The organism is Pseudomonas sp. HP_01 (assembly GCF_055284355.1).
In genome coordinates this window covers 76,291-90,864 of sequence record NZ_JBTOPV010000089.1, presented here as the reverse complement: position 1 = coordinate 90,864, position 14,574 = coordinate 76,291, and the positions used below count along the sequence as shown (strand labels likewise).

Here is a 14,574-nt window from a genome sequence, read left to right as displayed (position 1 = left end):
CTTCACGAGCAAGCTCACTCCTATAGGACATGCGCAGATCAAATGATCCGCGCGGTCTCCGCATGCCTTTCCAGCTTGATCGCGACGAACTTGGACGTTGGCGTGCTGCTGCCGTCGCCCACGCTTTCCAGCGGTACCAGCGGGTTCACTTCCGGGTAGTACGCCGCAGCCTGGCCGGCCGGGATGTCGAACGGCAGCAGCGTGAAGCCCTTCACGCGGCGCTCGATGGCATCGCCCCAGATCGACACGATGTCTACTTTCTGACCGGGTACGAAGCCCAGACGGATGATGTCGGCCTCGTTTACGAACATCACGTCACGCTGACCTTTCACGCCGCGATAACGGTCGTCCAGGCCATAGATGGTGGTGTTGTACTGATCGTGAGAACGCATCGACTGCATGATCAGGTCCGGCACGATGCCTGTCCCGCGGATGCTTTCGTGCACCAGGTCGCTTGGCAGTATGTTCGCCTTGAAGTTGGCGCGCGCACTTGGCGTATTCCAGCGACGGGAGCCTGCGGCGTTGCCCAGATAGAAGCCACCCGGGTTCTTGATCTTCTCGTTGAAGTTCTGGAACGACGGAATGGTGTCGGCGATCAGGTCGCGGATGCGGCTGTAGTCCGCCACGAGCCACAGCCAGTCCACCGGCTGCTTGCCCAGCGTTGCGTTGGCGATACCCGCCAGGATCGAAGGCTCGGAACGCATCTGCGGCGAAAGCGGTTTGAGCTGACCGTTGGACGCGTGAACCATGCTGAACGAGTCTTCAACCGTTACCGCTTGTGGGCCTTCGGCCTGGATGTCGATGTCGGTACGGCCGAAGCACGGTAGAATCAGCGCTTCCTTGCCGTGGGCCAAATGGCTGCGGTTGAGCTTGGTGCTGATCTGCACGGTCAGGTCGCAGTTGCTCAGGGCTTCGAAAGTGCGCGGGCTGTCCGGGGTGGCTTGGGCGAAGTTGCCGCCCAGACCGATAAAGACTTTCGCGCGGCCTTCGAGCATCGCGTGAATCGCTTCGACGACGTTGTGGCCGTTTTCACGCGGCACTTTGAACTGGAAACGTTTCTCCAGCGCATCAAGGAAGAACGCCGGTGGACGCTCGTTGATGCCCATCGTGCGGTCGCCCTGCACGTTGCTGTGACCGCGCACGGGGCACAGACCGGCACCCGGCCGACCGATGTTGCCGCGCAGCAGCATCAGGTTGGAGACTTCCTGGATGGTCGGCACCGAATGGCGATGCTGAGTAATGCCCATCGCCCAGCACATGATCACGTTCTTGCCTTTGGCGTACATCCGCGCGGCGAGTTCGATGTCGCTCAGTGGCAGCCCGGATTGCTCGACGATGAATTCCCACGAGGTGTCGTCGATGGCGGCCAGGTATTCCAGCACGCCATTGGTGTGTTCGTTGAGGAAGGTATGGTCAAACACCGACGCTTCGTTGTTCGCCTGGGCTTCACGTTCCCATTGCAGCAGGAACTTGGCCATGCCGCGCAGCAGGGCCATGTCGCCGCCCAGTGCCGGACGGAAATACGCCGTGTTGGTCGGCTCGGAGCCGTTGCTGAGCATTTCCAGCGGGTGCTGAGGGTGCTGGAAACGTTCCAGACCACGCTCTTTCAACGGATTGACGCACACCACTTGGGCGCCACGTTTGACCGCTTCACGCAGCGGTTCCAGCATGCGCGGGTGGTTGGTGCCCGGGTTCTGGCCGAGGACGAAAATCGCGTCCGCGTGCTCGAAGTCCTCGAAGGTCACCGTGCCTTTGCCGACGCCCACGCTTTGCGACAAAGCAACGCCGCTGGCCTCGTGGCACATGTTCGAGCAGTCAGGGAAGTTGTTGGTGCCGAAGGCACGGACGAACAGCTGATACAGATACGCCGCTTCGTTACTGGCACGGCCTGAGGTATAGAACTCGGCCATGTTGGGGCTTGGCAGGTTGTTCAGGTGCTTGGCGATCAGCGCGAAGGCGTCATCCCAGGCGATCGGCTTGTAACGGTCGCTCTGGGCGTCGTAGACCATTGGCTCGGTCAGACGGCCCTGGTATTCCAGCCAGTAATCACTTTGTTCGAGCAGCGAGCTGACGCTGTAACGAGCGAAGAAGGACGCGTCGACGCGGCGCTTGGTAGCTTCCCAGTTCACCGCCTTGGCGCCGTTCTCGCAGAACTTGACCATGCCGCTTTCCGGCGAATCGCCCCATGCGCAGCCCGGGCAGTCGAAGCCGCCGTTCTGGTTGGTCTTGAGCATCGTGCGGATGTTCTTCAGGGCGTTATCGCTGGTCAGCCAGAAGTGGGCGACGCTGATCAATGCGCCCCATCCGCCGGCCGGCCCTTTGTAGGGCTTGTAGCGAGGGGTCGATACTTTGTCGGCTTCTTTATGCATGCTCACGCTTGATTCTCCAACGCAGGACTGTAAACCCGCGGCGCACTGTGTTTAGGCAGATGAATGAGGTTGAGGTTGTGGCGTCGGGCCCATTGCAGCGCCAGGCCGGTGGGCGATGACAGGCTGACAAGGGTCTGAATGCCGGCACGTAATACCTTTTGAATGAGTTCCAGACTGCAGCGGCTGGTGACGATTGCCAGACCGCCCGTGGTCGGGATGTCCTGGCGAATCAGTGCGCCGATCAGCTTGTCTAGAGCGTTATGTCGGCCGATGTCTTCACGACCTAAGAGAATTTCGCCGCGAGCGTCCATGAACATCGCTGCATGGACGGCGCCGCAGTGTTCACCCAGTGGCTGAAACTCACCCATGCGCCCGCGCAGGCCTTTCAACCACTCGGCGGGGGGAAGAGGCGCGCCGGGCAGCACGTTGAGCTCGGGCAATGCCTGCTCGACGGCTTCAACACCACACAGGCCGCAACCGCTGGTGCCAGCCAGTTGCCGACGCTGGGTCTTCAGGTTCCAGAAGGCGCGGCTGGCGATTTCGACTTCCGCAGTCTGCGCAGAGCCGCAGCCACCGAGCTTGATGTCGTAGATCTCGTCGGGTGATTCGATGAGGCCGCTACCAATGCTGAAGCCGACGATAAAGTCTTCGAGGTCAGTGGGCGTGACCAGCATGACGGCCTGACTGATGCCGTTATAGGCAATCGCCAACGCGACTTCCTCGGCAAGCACATTGGGCTCGCTGACGTCGTGTTCGAGGTTTGAATAGCTGTAGGACTGGCTTGCGGCGGGCGCGGGCAGTTGTTGTGCGGGCGCCGTGATATCCATGTGCTTGGCGTGCATCGGGAGTGACCGGCAGATTAATTAGGCTTAAGCCTAGGCCTCCGGTCGGATTACGTCTAATCGCTAGTACTGATGCACCGATAGATGACGTCGATCAAGATCCTTCCATCATGGTGTGGTACAGCGCCAGGCAGGCTTCAGCCAGGGCCGAACGCGGTGCCGAGCGACGCATGATCAAGCCGAGCCGGGCCAGGGTCTGCGCTTCTTCAATAGGCTGCAGCCGCAGGTGCTCGGTGAGGGATTCAAGGCCACCGTCCAACGGCATGATCGCGCAGCAGAAACCGCCGTGAACCGCCTGCAGCAGTTGATGCACCGCGTCCGTCTGGATGATTGGCTGCGGATGAAGGCCGCGACTGTGAAAGTTGTGATCGATGGATTGCCGAAAGTGCATGCCGCTGGTGAGCAGGCCCAAGGGCAGTTCGGTCAGGCTTTCCCAGCTTGAAGTAGCTTCGGCAAAACTGAAGTAACGCTTGTCGTACATCACGCCCATGCGGGTTTCGGCCAGCTGCAATGAGTCAAAACGCTCGGAGTCCAGTCGGTCCAGGTACGAAACCCCGAGGTCCAGGCGGTTGCTGGCGAGCTGATCGAGAATCTGCTCGGAGCTTAGCGATGAAAGCTCGAAGCGCATGTTCGGGTGCAGGGAATGCAGGCGTTGCAGTAAGGGCAGCGGATCGAAGTTGGACAGCGGCACCACGCCCAGCCGTAATGTGCCGACCAGATTCCCTCGACAGGCGGCCGCTTCAGCCTGCAAACCGTCGTAGGCCGCCAGCACCGTGCGCGCCCATGCCAGGACGCGTTCGCCTGGTGCGGTGAATCCCTCGAAGCGTTGGCCGCGATTGACCAGCGGCAGATCCAGCTCTTCTTCCAGGCTGCGCAGCCGCATCGACAGTGTCGGCTGCGTGATATGGCAGCGCGCAGCCGCCTGCCCGAAGTGGCGGGTTTCGTCGAGGGCGATCAGAAATTTCAGCTGTTTAATGTCCATCTTCATTCCTTGAGGCACAGGCTGGCCCGGCGAAGTCTATCGTGACCGAACGTCGAATGGCTTGAAACCTTGAGACGGGGCATCGGGTCGGAGCTTTGTCGGGCAATGTCAGCGGAATAGATGTTGCGCGGGAAACCACAACGACACTACGACGACACCAAGGAGTAACCCATGAGTCTGTTCAGTTTTGTGAAGGAAGCCGGCGAGAAGCTTATCGACCTGCTCACCCCAGGAAACGCCAACGCCAGCGATGAGCTTAAAAAGCACATCGAGTCTGTCGGGTTGGGCAATCCCAACGTTCATGCGACGGTCGACGGCGACAAGATCACCTTGACGGGCGAAGTCTCCAGTCAGGAAGAGAAAGAGAAGGTCGTACTGGCTGCCGGCAACATTTCCGGCGTTGGTAGCGTCGATGATCAGCTGACTGTTGCCGCTGGCGCACCTGCCGTTGCCGCTGCGAAGTTCGTCACCGTTGAGAGCGGTGACACGCTTAGCGCGATCTCCAAGCGTGTATATGGTGATGCCAACAAGTATCAGAAAATCTTCGACGCCAACAAGCCGATGCTGAAAGACGTTAACAAGATCTACCCAGGTCAGGTTCTGCGTATTCCTGAGTAATCCTGTTGTATTGACCGTACGGCGTTCGGTAATTGTATTGGCCGTACGGCGATTGATTGTAGGAGCGCGCTTGCCCGCGAAAAATCGTACATCCTGCTGATCTGCATCGGGTGTACGAATCTTTCACGGGCAAGCGCGCTCCTACAGTTGTTTTGCAGTGCTCATAAACCTTGTATCAACGTCCGATAGTCTTCAACTGCTTCGAATTCTTCGGTGTCCTTCGGGCCTTTGCGGCTGTCCGGCTCACGCACTGCCAGCAAATGACCGATCCCGTATCGTCCTGCGCTGCGCAAGATCGGCAAGGTGTCGTCGATGAACAGACTGCGCGCCGGATCGAACTTGATGTCGTTTTGCAGCGCGTCCCAAAACTGCGGGTTTTCCTTGGGGTAGCCATAGTCGTGGGAGCTGATCAAGCGCTCGAAGTAAGGCGCCAGTTCCAGTCTTTCCATCTTCAGCGACAGCGAGTCGCGGTGAGCGTTGGTGATCATGATTACCCGCTTTCCGGCCTGTTTGATGGCGGCCAGAAACGTCTCGGCGTCGGGGCGCAAGGCGATGAGGTGGGCGATTTCTACCTTCAGGTCTTTCACCGGGAGGTTCAGCTCCGAACTCCAGAAATCGGTGCAGTACCAGTTGAGGGTGCCTGCATTTTTTTCGAAGAGCGGCATCAGCTCCATGTGCGCCATCGCCACGCTGACACCGTGTACCTCGGCATAGCGCCTGGGCAGATGCTCCAGCCAGAAGTGATTGTCGAAATGCAGGTCGAGCAGCGTGCCGTCCATATCCAGCAGAACGGTGTCGATATCGCGCCAGGGCAAAGAAGGCATACAGGTCTCTCGGCGTTGGATGAGTCGCGTGGGTTTGCGGCGAAGACATCCGCAAAAGCCACGGTATAGTACCCCGTCTACGCCAAGGAGCTCGTCATGCAGCAGAAACCTACCGTCCTCTCTCGCGAAATCGTCGCGAGCAGCCGTCTGTTCCGCGTTGAAGAAGTGCAATTGCGCTTCTCCAACGGCGTCGAGCGTACCTACGAGCGGCTGGTCGGCAGCGGCAGTGGCTACGGCGCGGTGATGATCGTGGCCATGCTCGATGCGGATCACGCCGTGCTGATCGAGGAATACTGCGGCGGCACTGACCAGTACGAGCTTTCGCTGCCCAAGGGCTTGATCGAACCAGGCGAAGACGTGCTGGCCGCCGCCAATCGCGAGCTCAAGGAAGAAGCCGGTTATGGCGCGCGTACCTTGGTGCACCTGACCGAGCTGTCGCTTTCGCCCGGCTACATGAGCCAGAAAATTCAGGTCGTGCTGGCCACTGATTTGTATGAAGAAACGCTGCCCGGCGACGAGCCTGAGCCGATGCGTGTTGACAAGGTCAATCTGCGCGAGCTTTCCGCTCTGGTTCAGAACCCGCAGTTCACTGAGGGGCGCGCGCTGGCTGCGTTATACCTTGCCCGCGACCTGCTGGCCGAGCGTGGGGATTTCCTGCCATGAACCCGACATTTTCCCAATTGCCACACCCGCTGCTTGCCCCCGTGATCGAGCTTTGCCGCCAGGCAGGGGAAGTCATTCTGCCGTTCTGGCGCTCCGGCGTGGAGGTCGCGGTCAAGTCGGACGACTCACCTGTCACGGCCGCTGACCTGGCCGCCCATGAGCTGTTGGTGGCGGGACTCAAGGCGCTGGATCCGACCATTCACATCCTCTCCGAAGAGGATGCGAACATCCCGTTGAGCGAACGCAGTCAGTGGCAACGCTGGTGGTTGGTGGACCCTCTGGATGGCACCAAGGAATTCATTGCCGGCAGTGAAGAGTTCACCGTCAACGTGGCGCTGATCGAGAACGGTCGCGTGGTGTTTGGCGTGGTATCGATGCCGACCAACAACCGTTGCTATTTCGGTGGCGCCGGCCTGGGTGCGTGGCGCAGTGATGATTCGCAGCATCTGGCGCCGATCAGCGTGCGCAATGAGCCGGGCGTTGGGGAAGCATTCACGGTGGTCGCCAGCCGTCGTCACTCCAGCCCCGAGCAACAGAAGTTGCTGGCCGGTTTGTCGGAAGTGGTGGGTGAATTGGAACTGACCAGTATTGGCAGCTCACTGAAGTTTTGCCTGCTGGCCGAAGGGGCCGCTGACTGCTATCCGCGTCTGGCACTGACGTCTCAGTGGGACACCGCTGCTGCCCAGGGTGTGGTGGAAGGCGCGGGCGGCGTGGTGTTGAACCTGGACGGCACCACGTTTGATTATCCGGCGCGTGAGACGCTGCTGAATTCGTATTTTCTGGCGTTGCCGGGGGAAGCCACGTGGCGCGACGCGTTGCTGGCCTTGGCGAAGCGTCTTGGCTGAATGTCTACTCTGGCCGGACATCAATCTGTAGGAGCCGGCTTGCTGGCGAATGCAGCGTGTCAGGCGACGTAAATGGCGCTGAGAGATTGGGTTCGCCAGCAAGCCGGCTCCTACAGGTTTTTTGCGTACGACCGCGATCCACCGTCCGCCGCAGATCCCGTGTAGGAGCGCGCTTGCCCGCGAAAGCGCCCTGTCAGGCGACTTTATTCCCACTGACCCGCCGCAACCTCGTGGGGTGTGCCAGATTATTATTTGTGGGTAGGAAATTCTTTCGCGGGCAAGCGCGCTCCTACAGGGGAGTGGCGCCAGAGCGGTGTCAGATCAGCGATGCAGCACGAACTGCCCGACGAATTCCACTGCCGTCTCTTCTGATCCTTCAGCCACGATCCGGGTGTGCAGCGCCAGTCGTGCGCGGCCTCGGCGTTGGTAGAGCTTGAGGAATTTGTCCCAGCTCGCTTCATCCGGTGCGTCGCAAATAGCGACGCCATCACGGGTCACTGGCAGGGGATAGCTGATCTGGCCGTCCTGAATCACGATGTGCCCGTCTTCGATCCCGGCTTCCTTGAGCCGCAAATACAGCCAGCCCCAGCCCGCCAGTACCGCGCCGCAATACAGGCTGCCGCCGAACAGGGTGTTCTTGTGATTGACGTTCGGGGCCAATGGCAGATGCAGACGAAGCTGGTGGTCTCGCCAGCCCAGCACCTTGATGCCCATCTCCCGGGTGAGCGGAATGTCCCGGTGCAGCACCGCTTCCAGGTCTTCAGCGGACAAGCGTTGCAGGTCAGTCATTGTCGTCTGACCCCGCGCCGTTGAAGGTCAGTCCGTGCTTGCGCAGCTTGTCGTGCAAGGTTTTGCGTGGCAGGCCCAACGCCTCGGCGAGGCTACGGACCGAGCTGTGCGGACGGGTCAGTTCGGCGGCGATCAACGCCCGCTCGAACGCTTCGACCTGTTCGCTCAGCCCGCCGTTGGATGCCACCAGATCCGGCTGCGCGGCGCCTTCCAGTTCCAGCTCAAGGCCCAAGGCGAAACGCTCGGCGGCATTCTGCAGTTCACGCACGTTGCCCGGCCAGGTGTGGCGCAGCAGCAGAGCCCGATGCCCCGGCTGCAGTTCATGGCGTGGCAGGCCGTGGCGCAAACTGGCGGTGTCAGCGAAATGCTGGAACAGCACCAGCGCATCTTCGCCACGCTCGCGCAGCGGCGGAATGCGCAACGGCGCGACGTTGAGGCGGTAATACAAGTCGGGCCGGAAACGCCCTTGATCCGCCGCCTGACGCAGGTCCTCCTTGGTGGCCGCGATCACCCGGATGTCCAGCGGGATCTGCTGATTGCCGCCCAGGCGCTCGACCACGCGCTCTTGCAGCAAGCGCAGCAGCTTGACCTGAACGTCCATGCTCATGCTTTCGATTTCATCCAGAAACAGCGTGCCGCCATTGGCGAATTCGAACTTGCCGATGCGACGCTTTTGCGCGCCGGTAAAAGCCCCCGATTCGTGGCCGAACAGCTCGCTTTCCACCACCGACTCGGCCAGCGCCCCTGCGTTGATGGCCACAAACGGACCGTTTCTGCGATTGGACAAATCGTGAAGGGCGCGGGCGACCACTTCCTTGCCCGCACCGGTTTCGCCAAGAATCAGCACGTCGGCTTTGGTGGCGGCCAGCGCGCCGATCTGATCGCGCAGGCGCTGAATGGGGGCGGATAACCCCACCAGTCGCGTACTCAGTTGCTGACGATCGCTGAGCTCAAGGCGCAGGCTGCGGTTGTCCAGCACCAGCCGGCGCAGCGCCAATGCGCGCCGCACGCTGTCGAGCAGTGCGTCGCTGGCGAAGGGTTTTTCCAGAAAATCGTAGGCGCCCGCCCGCATGGCCTGCACCGCCAGCGGCACGTCGCCGTGGCCGGTGATCAACAGCACCGGCAGCTCAGGATCCTGAGCGTGCAGCTGATTGAGCAATTCGAGACCATCGATGCCCGGCATGCGAATGTCACTGACGATGACGCCCGGCCAGTCCCGTTCGATGCGCGCTTGCAGGCCTTTGGCATCGCTCAGCGGCAGGATTTTCAGGCCGGCAAGATCCAGCGTCTGGCTCAGCGCCTGGCGCAGGTGCGGATCGTCGTCGATCAGCACCACCTGAATCTGGCTGTCGATGGCGTCGGTGCTCATGCAGATAAGTCCTCAGACGGTTGAAGGTTGACGCCCGAGGCGCCGGTGCGCATCCGCAACGTGAGCAGCGCGCCGCCTTCCGGGTGATTGGCGAACAGCAGCTCGCCGCCGAGTGCGCGCATCAGCGTATCGCAGATCGCCAGGCCCAGGCCTAGGCCTTGGGTTCGCGTCTTGGTGGTGAAAAACGGCTCACGGGCGTGCTCCAGCGCCTCTTTGGAAAACCCCGGGCCGTTGTCGCGGATGAACAGATCGACTCCCTCGGCGTTGTACTCGGCACTGATCCACAATTTGCGCGGCGGGCCCTTCTCGGTCAGCGCATCCAGCGCATTCGCCAGCAGATTGCCCAGCACCTGACGCAGGCGCGTCTCGCCGGCCTGGACCCACAAGGTCGCGGCGGGCAGGTCGCGAATCAGCTCCACCTCCATCGCGCGCCGACGTTTGGCGAGCAGGGCCAGCGCATCGTCCAGCGCCGGCTGCAACGCCACGCTTTCAGGTGCATGGCGGTCGCGCCGGGCGAAGGCGCGCAGGTGCGCAATGATCGACGCCATGCGTCCGGTGAGTTCGCTGATCAGCTTGAGGTTGCCGCGCGCGTCTTCGGTGCGCTGGTGATCGAGCAGCACCTCGGCGTTTTCGGCGTAGCTGCGGATGGCCGCCAGCGGTTGGTTGAGTTCATGGCTGATGCTCGCCGACATCGTGCCCAGCGCCGACAGCTTGCCGGCCTGAACCAGTTCGTCCTGGGCGCGAAACAGTTCTTGCTGCGCCTGCTCGCGCTCGAGGACTTCCTGGCGCAGCCGCTGATTGACGCCCTCAAGGTCACAGGTCCGCTCGGCGACTCGCACTTCCAGTTCACGGCGCGCCTTGGCCTCGAAGTTGATGCGATCCAGATAATGCCTGCGCCTCTGCATCATTAGCCCCAGCAGCAACATCAACACCAGCAACGCCGCGCCGCCAATCGCTACCACCGTTCGCACCGGCCTCGAGAGGAGCACCTTGGGTGCAAGGATGCTGACGCTCCAGCCGGTTTCGTCGATCTGCTGGGTTTGCGTCAGCCAACCGTTTTCATCCAGCTGCAGCGGGCGCGGGTCGCGGGTCGGGTAGGGCTGGATGGCGACGATGGCCTGTTTTTCTTCCTCGCTGAGCGGCCGCGTGGCGCGGAAACGCCAGTTGGGGTTGGAGGTCAGGATCACCACGCCGTTGTGGTCGGTGACGAGCAACTGCTCCGGCGTTTTGCCCCACAGCGTTTCGGTAAGGTCCAGGTCGACTTTGACCACCAGCACACCGATCACCGCGTCGCCGTCGCGCACGGCGGCAGCGAAGAAGTAGCCGCGTTTGGCCGACGTCGTGCCCAAGCCGAAAAAGCGGCCGAGGTTGCCGGCCATGGCGTTGCTGAAATACGGGCGGAAGGCGAAGTTGCGACCTATGAAACTGTCGCGTTTGTCCCAGTTCGACGCAGCGAGGGTGTCGCCATTGGGCGCCATCAGGTAAATCACCTCGGCGCCGGTCTGCCTGGCGGTGTTCATCAGCAGCACGTTCGCCTGGGCCTGGGCGTGTTTGTCCTGCGGGTTCGCCAGCATGGCGCGCAGGCCGGGCAGGTCCCCAAGAATCTGCGGCAGCACTTCATAGCGGTGCAACGTACCCAGCAGGTTGGCGACGTACAGGTCGAGGGTCTGGCGATTCTGGCTCAGCAGCTCATTGCGGTAGTAGTGCTCGGCCAGGCGTTCGAGCGGCCACAACAGTGGGGCGAGGATCAGCGCCAGCAGGGCAAGGCTGCGCCAGCGGGGACGGCGGGGAAGGGCGTTAGTGCTGATCATGGGATCGCCGGTGGGTTCGTTGCGATGCGGGGCGGCTGCGGATGAATCAGTATTGCGCAGCCGCTCAACATCGAGTCGCCCATTATGCCTACCGCTGCTGCGCTAAGCACTCCAGCAACGCATCGTGCCAGTCGGGCTGGCTGACGCCCCACTCGCACTGCAACCGGCTGCAATCCAGACGCGAATTGAGCGGGCGTGCGGCCGGCGTCGGGTAAGCACTGGAAGCAATCGGCTCCAGCACTGCGCAGGGCTTGCCGCTGTTGATCAATTGCTGACCAATCGCTTCCGCGAAACCGAACCACGATGTTTCTCCGCGGGCGGTCAGGTGATAAACACCCCAGGCGCCCGCAGCCCCGTCACGCCAGCGTTCAATCAGCGCGCCGGTGCTGGCGGCGATAGTGCCTGCCCAAGTGGGTGCGCCGATCTGATCCGCCACGATCGACAGCTTCTCGCGCTCTTGCAACAAGCGCTGCATGGTCAGCAAAAAGTTGCGCCCGGTCAGGGAATAAACCCAGCTGGTGCGCAAAATCAGGTGCTGGCCGCCCGCTGCGGCGATGGCTCGCTCGCCTGCCAGCTTGCTGCTGCCGTAGACGCCCAGCGGATTCGGCGCGTCGGACTCAATCCAGGCGCCAGCCTTGCTGCCGTCGAACACGTAATCCGTGGAGTAATGAATCAGCGGAATGCCCAGTGCGGCAGCTTCTTCAGCGAACACCCCGGGGGACGTCGCGTTGATGGCGAAGGCCAGCTCCGGCTCGCTTTCGGCCTGATCCACTGCCGTATGCGCGGCGGCGTTGACGATCAGGTCCGGCTTGATGTCGCGAACCACTGGACGGATGGATTCCGGCTGACTCAAGTCCAGCTGATCGCGGCCCAGCACGATCAGCTCGCCCATGTTCTGCAAGTGTTGCTGCAGCGCCTGGGACACTTGGCCCTGTTGCCCGCTGATCAGAATCCGCAGCGGCGCATTCACGGGAACAGATCCGCTTCTTTCAAGAGCTTGCCGACCTGATCCTTGGCCGACAGCTGAGGTGCTTCGCTCAAGCCCCAGTCGATGGCCAGCTCAGGATCGTCCCAGCGAATGCAACGCTCGGCCGATGGCGTGTAGTAGTCGGTGGTTTTGTAGAGGAATTCTGCGTAGTCACTCAGCACCACGAAGCCGTGGGCGAAACCTTTGGGAATCCACAGCTGACGAGCGTTGTCGGCAGACAGCTCCACACCGAACCACTGGCCGAACTGAGGCGAGCTGCGACGTATGTCGACGGCGATGTCCAGCACGCGGCCAGCGGTCACGCGGACCAGTTTGCCCTGCGGGTTTTCGATCTGGTAATGCAGCCCGCGCAAGACGCCTTTTTGCGAGCGCGAGTGATTGTCCTGCACGAACTGATCGGCTACGCCGGTGGCCTCGGCAAAGGCCCGGGCGTTGAAACTTTCGTAGAAGAAGCCACGCTCATCGCCGAACACCTTGGGTTCGATGATGAGGACTTCAGGCAACTTGCTGGCAACCACTTTCACTGACTTTCCCCTGCGATCTTGAACAGGTACTGACCGTAGCCGGTCTTGCCGAAATAGTCAGCCCGATTCAACAGGTGGGCGCGGTCGATCCAGCCGTTCTGGTAAGCGATTTCTTCCAGGCACGCGACTTTCAGGCCCTGACGGTGCTCTATGGTTTGCACGTATTGCGACGCGTCCAGCAGGCTGTCATGGGTACCCGTGTCGAGCCAGGCGAAGCCGCGGCCAAAGCGCTCGACGCGCAGGTCGCCGCGCTTGAGGTAGGCGTTGTTGACGTCGGTGATCTCCAGCTCGCCGCGTGGTGACGGCTTGACGTCCTTGGCGATCTGAATGACTTCGTTGTCGTAGAAATACAGGCCGGTCACGGCGTAGCTGGACTTCGGCGCCTTGGGCTTCTCTTCGATGGACAGCGCGTGGCCGTGCTCATCGAAATCGATTACGCCGAAACGCTCTGGATCTTTCACCCAATAGCCGAACACGGTCGCGCCGGAGGTGTTGTCAGCCGCACGCTTGAGCTGTTCGCTGAAGTGCTGACCGTGGAAGATGTTGTCGCCGAGAATCAGGCACACCGAGTCATCGCCGATGAACTCCTCGCCAATCAGGAATGCCTGGGCGAGGCCGTCCGGCTTGGGCTGCTCCTCGTAATGGAAGTGCACGCCGAACTGACTGCCGTCACCCAGCAGCGCCTTGTATTGCGGCAGATCCAGCGGCGTCGAGATGACCAGGATGTCTTTGATCCCGGCCAGCATCAGCACCGAGATCGGGTAATAGATCATCGGCTTGTCGTAGATCGGCAGCAGCTGTTTGGAGACCCCGAGGGTGATCGGGTGCAGGCGCGTGCCAGAGCCGCCGGCCAGTACAATTCCTTTAGTCATGCGATCAGTTCCTTCACGTTGGTGCCCAGGCGTTCGCCCTGATAACTGCCGTCCTGCACGTTGCGGCACCATTCAAGGTTGTCGAGATACCACTGCACGGTTTTGCGCAGGCCGGATTCGAATGTCTCTTCCGGCGTCCAGCCCAGTTCGCGTTCGATCTTGCTGGCGTCGATGGCGTAGCGCATGTCATGGCCCGGGCGGTCGGTCACGTAGGTGATCAGGTCCGCGTAGTGGGCCACGCCTTTGCGCTGTTCCGGCGCCAGCTCTTCGAGCAGCGCGCAGATGCCGCGCACGACGTCGATGTTCTTTTGTTCGTTGTGGCCGCCGATGTTGTAGGTCTCGCCGACCTTGCCCTCGGTCACCACTTTGAGCAGGGCGCGGGCGTGATCTTCGACGAACAGCCAGTCACGCACCTGCAAGCCATTGCCGTACACCGGCAGCGGCTTCCCGGCCAGGGCGTTGAGAATCACCAGCGGGATGAGCTTCTCAGGGAAGTGGAACGGGCCGTAGTTGTTCGAGCAGTTGGTGACGACCACCGGCAGTCCATAGGTGCGCTGCCAGGCACGAACCAGATGGTCCGATGCCGCTTTGCTGGCCGAATATGGCGAGCTTGGCGCGTAGGGCGTGGTTTCGGTGAACAGGTCGTCCACGCCGTGCAGGTCGCCATACACTTCATCAGTGGAGATGTGGTGAAAGCGGAAGGCGGCGCGCTCGGCTTCAGGCAAGGTCAGCCAGTAGCTGCGGGTCGCTTCCAGCAGGCTGTACGTGCCGACGATGTTGGTCTGAATAAACTCCGACGGGCCGTCAATCGAACGGTCAACGTGGGATTCAGCCGCCAGGTGCATGATCGCGTCAGGCTTGAAGCGCGTGAGGACTTTACTCACGGCGGCCTGGTCAACGATGTCCTCTTGAACGAACTCATACCGAGTGTTCGTGGCGATGCCCCGCAGCGATTCAAGATTACCGGCGTAGGTCAGCTTGTCGAAGTTGAGGACGTCGTGATCGGTGTTGTTGATCAGATGACGGATCAGCGCGGAGCCGATGAAGCCGGCGCCACCGGTAACAAGTATTCGCATGG

At 61.4% G+C, this 14,574-nt stretch carries 14 protein-coding genes; 3 read left to right on the top strand and 11 right to left on the bottom strand.

Translation table 11 applies throughout. From position 1 onward, the window contains the following. Positions 1-38: 38 nt before the first annotated feature. From ACYAR8_RS25195 to ACYAR8_RS25185, 3 genes are all read right to left on the bottom strand, one after another. On the bottom strand, positions 39-2,369 hold the full coding sequence (locus tag ACYAR8_RS25195; RefSeq protein ID WP_175514167.1) for an FdhF/YdeP family oxidoreductase: 2,331 nt from the start codon (positions 2,367-2,369) through the stop codon (positions 39-41). A gap of 2 nt (positions 2,370-2,371) precedes the next feature. Continuing rightward, positions 2,372-3,211, bottom strand: coding sequence for a formate dehydrogenase accessory sulfurtransferase FdhD (fdhD, locus tag ACYAR8_RS25190; protein WP_074889944.1), 840 nt, complete (start codon positions 3,209-3,211; stop codon positions 2,372-2,374). A gap of 94 nt (positions 3,212-3,305) precedes the next feature. Further along, complete coding sequence (locus ACYAR8_RS25185; protein WP_108122668.1) at positions 3,306-4,193, bottom strand: LysR family transcriptional regulator; 888 nt, start codon at positions 4,191-4,193, stop codon at positions 3,306-3,308. A gap of 171 nt (positions 4,194-4,364) precedes the next feature. On the opposite strand from ACYAR8_RS25185, the gene lysM reads away from it, so the two are divergent. Continuing rightward, positions 4,365-4,811: a peptidoglycan-binding protein LysM gene (gene lysM / locus ACYAR8_RS25180; RefSeq protein ID WP_074889939.1), complete on the top strand. Its 447-nt coding sequence runs from the start codon at positions 4,365-4,367 to the stop codon at positions 4,809-4,811. Positions 4,812-4,972: 161 nt separating this feature from the next. Here lysM and yrfG read toward each other — a convergent pair whose 3' ends face one another. After that, complete coding sequence (yrfG, locus tag ACYAR8_RS25175) at positions 4,973-5,635, bottom strand: GMP/IMP nucleotidase (RefSeq protein ID WP_463581384.1); 663 nt, start codon at positions 5,633-5,635, stop codon at positions 4,973-4,975. Between the two features lie 96 nt (positions 5,636-5,731). Here yrfG and nudE point away from each other — a divergent pair, with 96 nt between their 5' ends. Both nudE and cysQ read left to right on the top strand, forming a co-directional pair. Beyond that, the gene (nudE, locus tag ACYAR8_RS25170) at positions 5,732-6,298 is read left to right on the top strand and encodes an ADP compounds hydrolase NudE (RefSeq protein ID WP_074889934.1); all 567 of its coding nucleotides are present in this window, start codon (positions 5,732-5,734) and stop codon (positions 6,296-6,298) included. Next, positions 6,295-7,143, top strand: a complete 849-nt coding sequence (gene cysQ / locus ACYAR8_RS25165; RefSeq protein WP_463581383.1) for a 3'(2'),5'-bisphosphate nucleotidase CysQ — start codon at positions 6,295-6,297, stop codon at positions 7,141-7,143. Before nudE ends, cysQ begins: the two co-directional genes overlap by 4 nt. A gap of 321 nt (positions 7,144-7,464) precedes the next feature. Here cysQ and ACYAR8_RS25160 read toward each other — a convergent pair whose 3' ends face one another. From ACYAR8_RS25160 to rfbB, 7 genes are all read right to left on the bottom strand, one after another. Then, positions 7,465-7,932: a YiiD C-terminal domain-containing protein gene (locus tag ACYAR8_RS25160; RefSeq protein ID WP_074889928.1), complete on the bottom strand. Its 468-nt coding sequence runs from the start codon at positions 7,930-7,932 to the stop codon at positions 7,465-7,467. Continuing rightward, the gene (locus ACYAR8_RS25155; RefSeq protein WP_108122680.1) at positions 7,925-9,301 is read right to left on the bottom strand and encodes a sigma-54-dependent transcriptional regulator; all 1,377 of its coding nucleotides are present in this window, start codon (positions 9,299-9,301) and stop codon (positions 7,925-7,927) included. Before ACYAR8_RS25155 ends, ACYAR8_RS25160 begins: the two co-directional genes overlap by 8 nt. Beyond that, positions 9,298-11,112, bottom strand: coding sequence for a sensor histidine kinase (locus ACYAR8_RS25150; RefSeq protein WP_463581382.1), 1,815 nt, complete (start codon positions 11,110-11,112; stop codon positions 9,298-9,300). Before ACYAR8_RS25150 ends, ACYAR8_RS25155 begins: the two co-directional genes overlap by 4 nt. Positions 11,113-11,200: 88 nt before the next feature. Further along, on the bottom strand, positions 11,201-12,082 hold the full coding sequence (gene rfbD, locus ACYAR8_RS25145; RefSeq protein WP_463581381.1) for a dTDP-4-dehydrorhamnose reductase: 882 nt from the start codon (positions 12,080-12,082) through the stop codon (positions 11,201-11,203). After that, a complete protein-coding gene (gene rfbC, locus ACYAR8_RS25140) occupies positions 12,079-12,624 on the bottom strand; it encodes a dTDP-4-dehydrorhamnose 3,5-epimerase (RefSeq protein WP_074889919.1) in 546 nt (181 codons plus the stop codon). The genes rfbD and rfbC overlap by 4 nt, the downstream gene beginning before the upstream one ends. Then, positions 12,621-13,496: a glucose-1-phosphate thymidylyltransferase RfbA gene (gene rfbA / locus ACYAR8_RS25135; protein WP_074889916.1), complete on the bottom strand. Its 876-nt coding sequence runs from the start codon at positions 13,494-13,496 to the stop codon at positions 12,621-12,623. Before rfbA ends, rfbC begins: the two co-directional genes overlap by 4 nt. Beyond that, positions 13,493-14,572, bottom strand: coding sequence for a dTDP-glucose 4,6-dehydratase (rfbB, locus tag ACYAR8_RS25130; RefSeq protein WP_463581380.1), 1,080 nt, complete (start codon positions 14,570-14,572; stop codon positions 13,493-13,495). The genes rfbA and rfbB overlap by 4 nt, the downstream gene beginning before the upstream one ends. Between the last annotated feature and the right edge of the window lie 2 nt (positions 14,573-14,574).

What these genes read in the sequence shown, in the direction of transcription:
- ACYAR8_RS25195 (WP_175514167.1), bottom strand. Translation starts at nt 2,369, where the DNA reads ATGCATAAAGAAGCCGACAAAGTATCGACCCCTCGCTACAAGCCCTAC.
- fdhD (WP_074889944.1), bottom strand. Translation starts at nt 3,211, where the DNA reads ATGCACGCCAAGCACATGGATATCACGGCGCCCGCACAACAACTGCCC.
- ACYAR8_RS25185 (WP_108122668.1), bottom strand. Translation starts at nt 4,193, where the DNA reads ATGGACATTAAACAGCTGAAATTTCTGATCGCCCTCGACGAAACCCGC.
- lysM (WP_074889939.1), top strand. Translation starts at nt 4,365, where the DNA reads ATGAGTCTGTTCAGTTTTGTGAAGGAAGCCGGCGAGAAGCTTATCGAC.
- yrfG (WP_463581384.1), bottom strand. Translation starts at nt 5,635, where the DNA reads ATGCCTTCTTTGCCCTGGCGCGATATCGACACCGTTCTGCTGGATATG.
- nudE (WP_074889934.1), top strand. Translation starts at nt 5,732, where the DNA reads ATGCAGCAGAAACCTACCGTCCTCTCTCGCGAAATCGTCGCGAGCAGC.
- cysQ (WP_463581383.1), top strand. Translation starts at nt 6,295, where the DNA reads ATGAACCCGACATTTTCCCAATTGCCACACCCGCTGCTTGCCCCCGTG.
- ACYAR8_RS25160 (WP_074889928.1), bottom strand. Translation starts at nt 7,932, where the DNA reads ATGACTGACCTGCAACGCTTGTCCGCTGAAGACCTGGAAGCGGTGCTG.
- ACYAR8_RS25155 (WP_108122680.1), bottom strand. Translation starts at nt 9,301, where the DNA reads ATGAGCACCGACGCCATCGACAGCCAGATTCAGGTGGTGCTGATCGAC.
- ACYAR8_RS25150 (WP_463581382.1), bottom strand. Translation starts at nt 11,112, where the DNA reads ATGATCAGCACTAACGCCCTTCCCCGCCGTCCCCGCTGGCGCAGCCTT.
- rfbA (WP_074889916.1), bottom strand. Translation starts at nt 13,496, where the DNA reads ATGACTAAAGGAATTGTACTGGCCGGCGGCTCTGGCACGCGCCTGCAC.
- rfbB (WP_463581380.1), bottom strand. Translation starts at nt 14,572, where the DNA reads ATGCGAATACTTGTTACCGGTGGCGCCGGCTTCATCGGCTCCGCGCTG.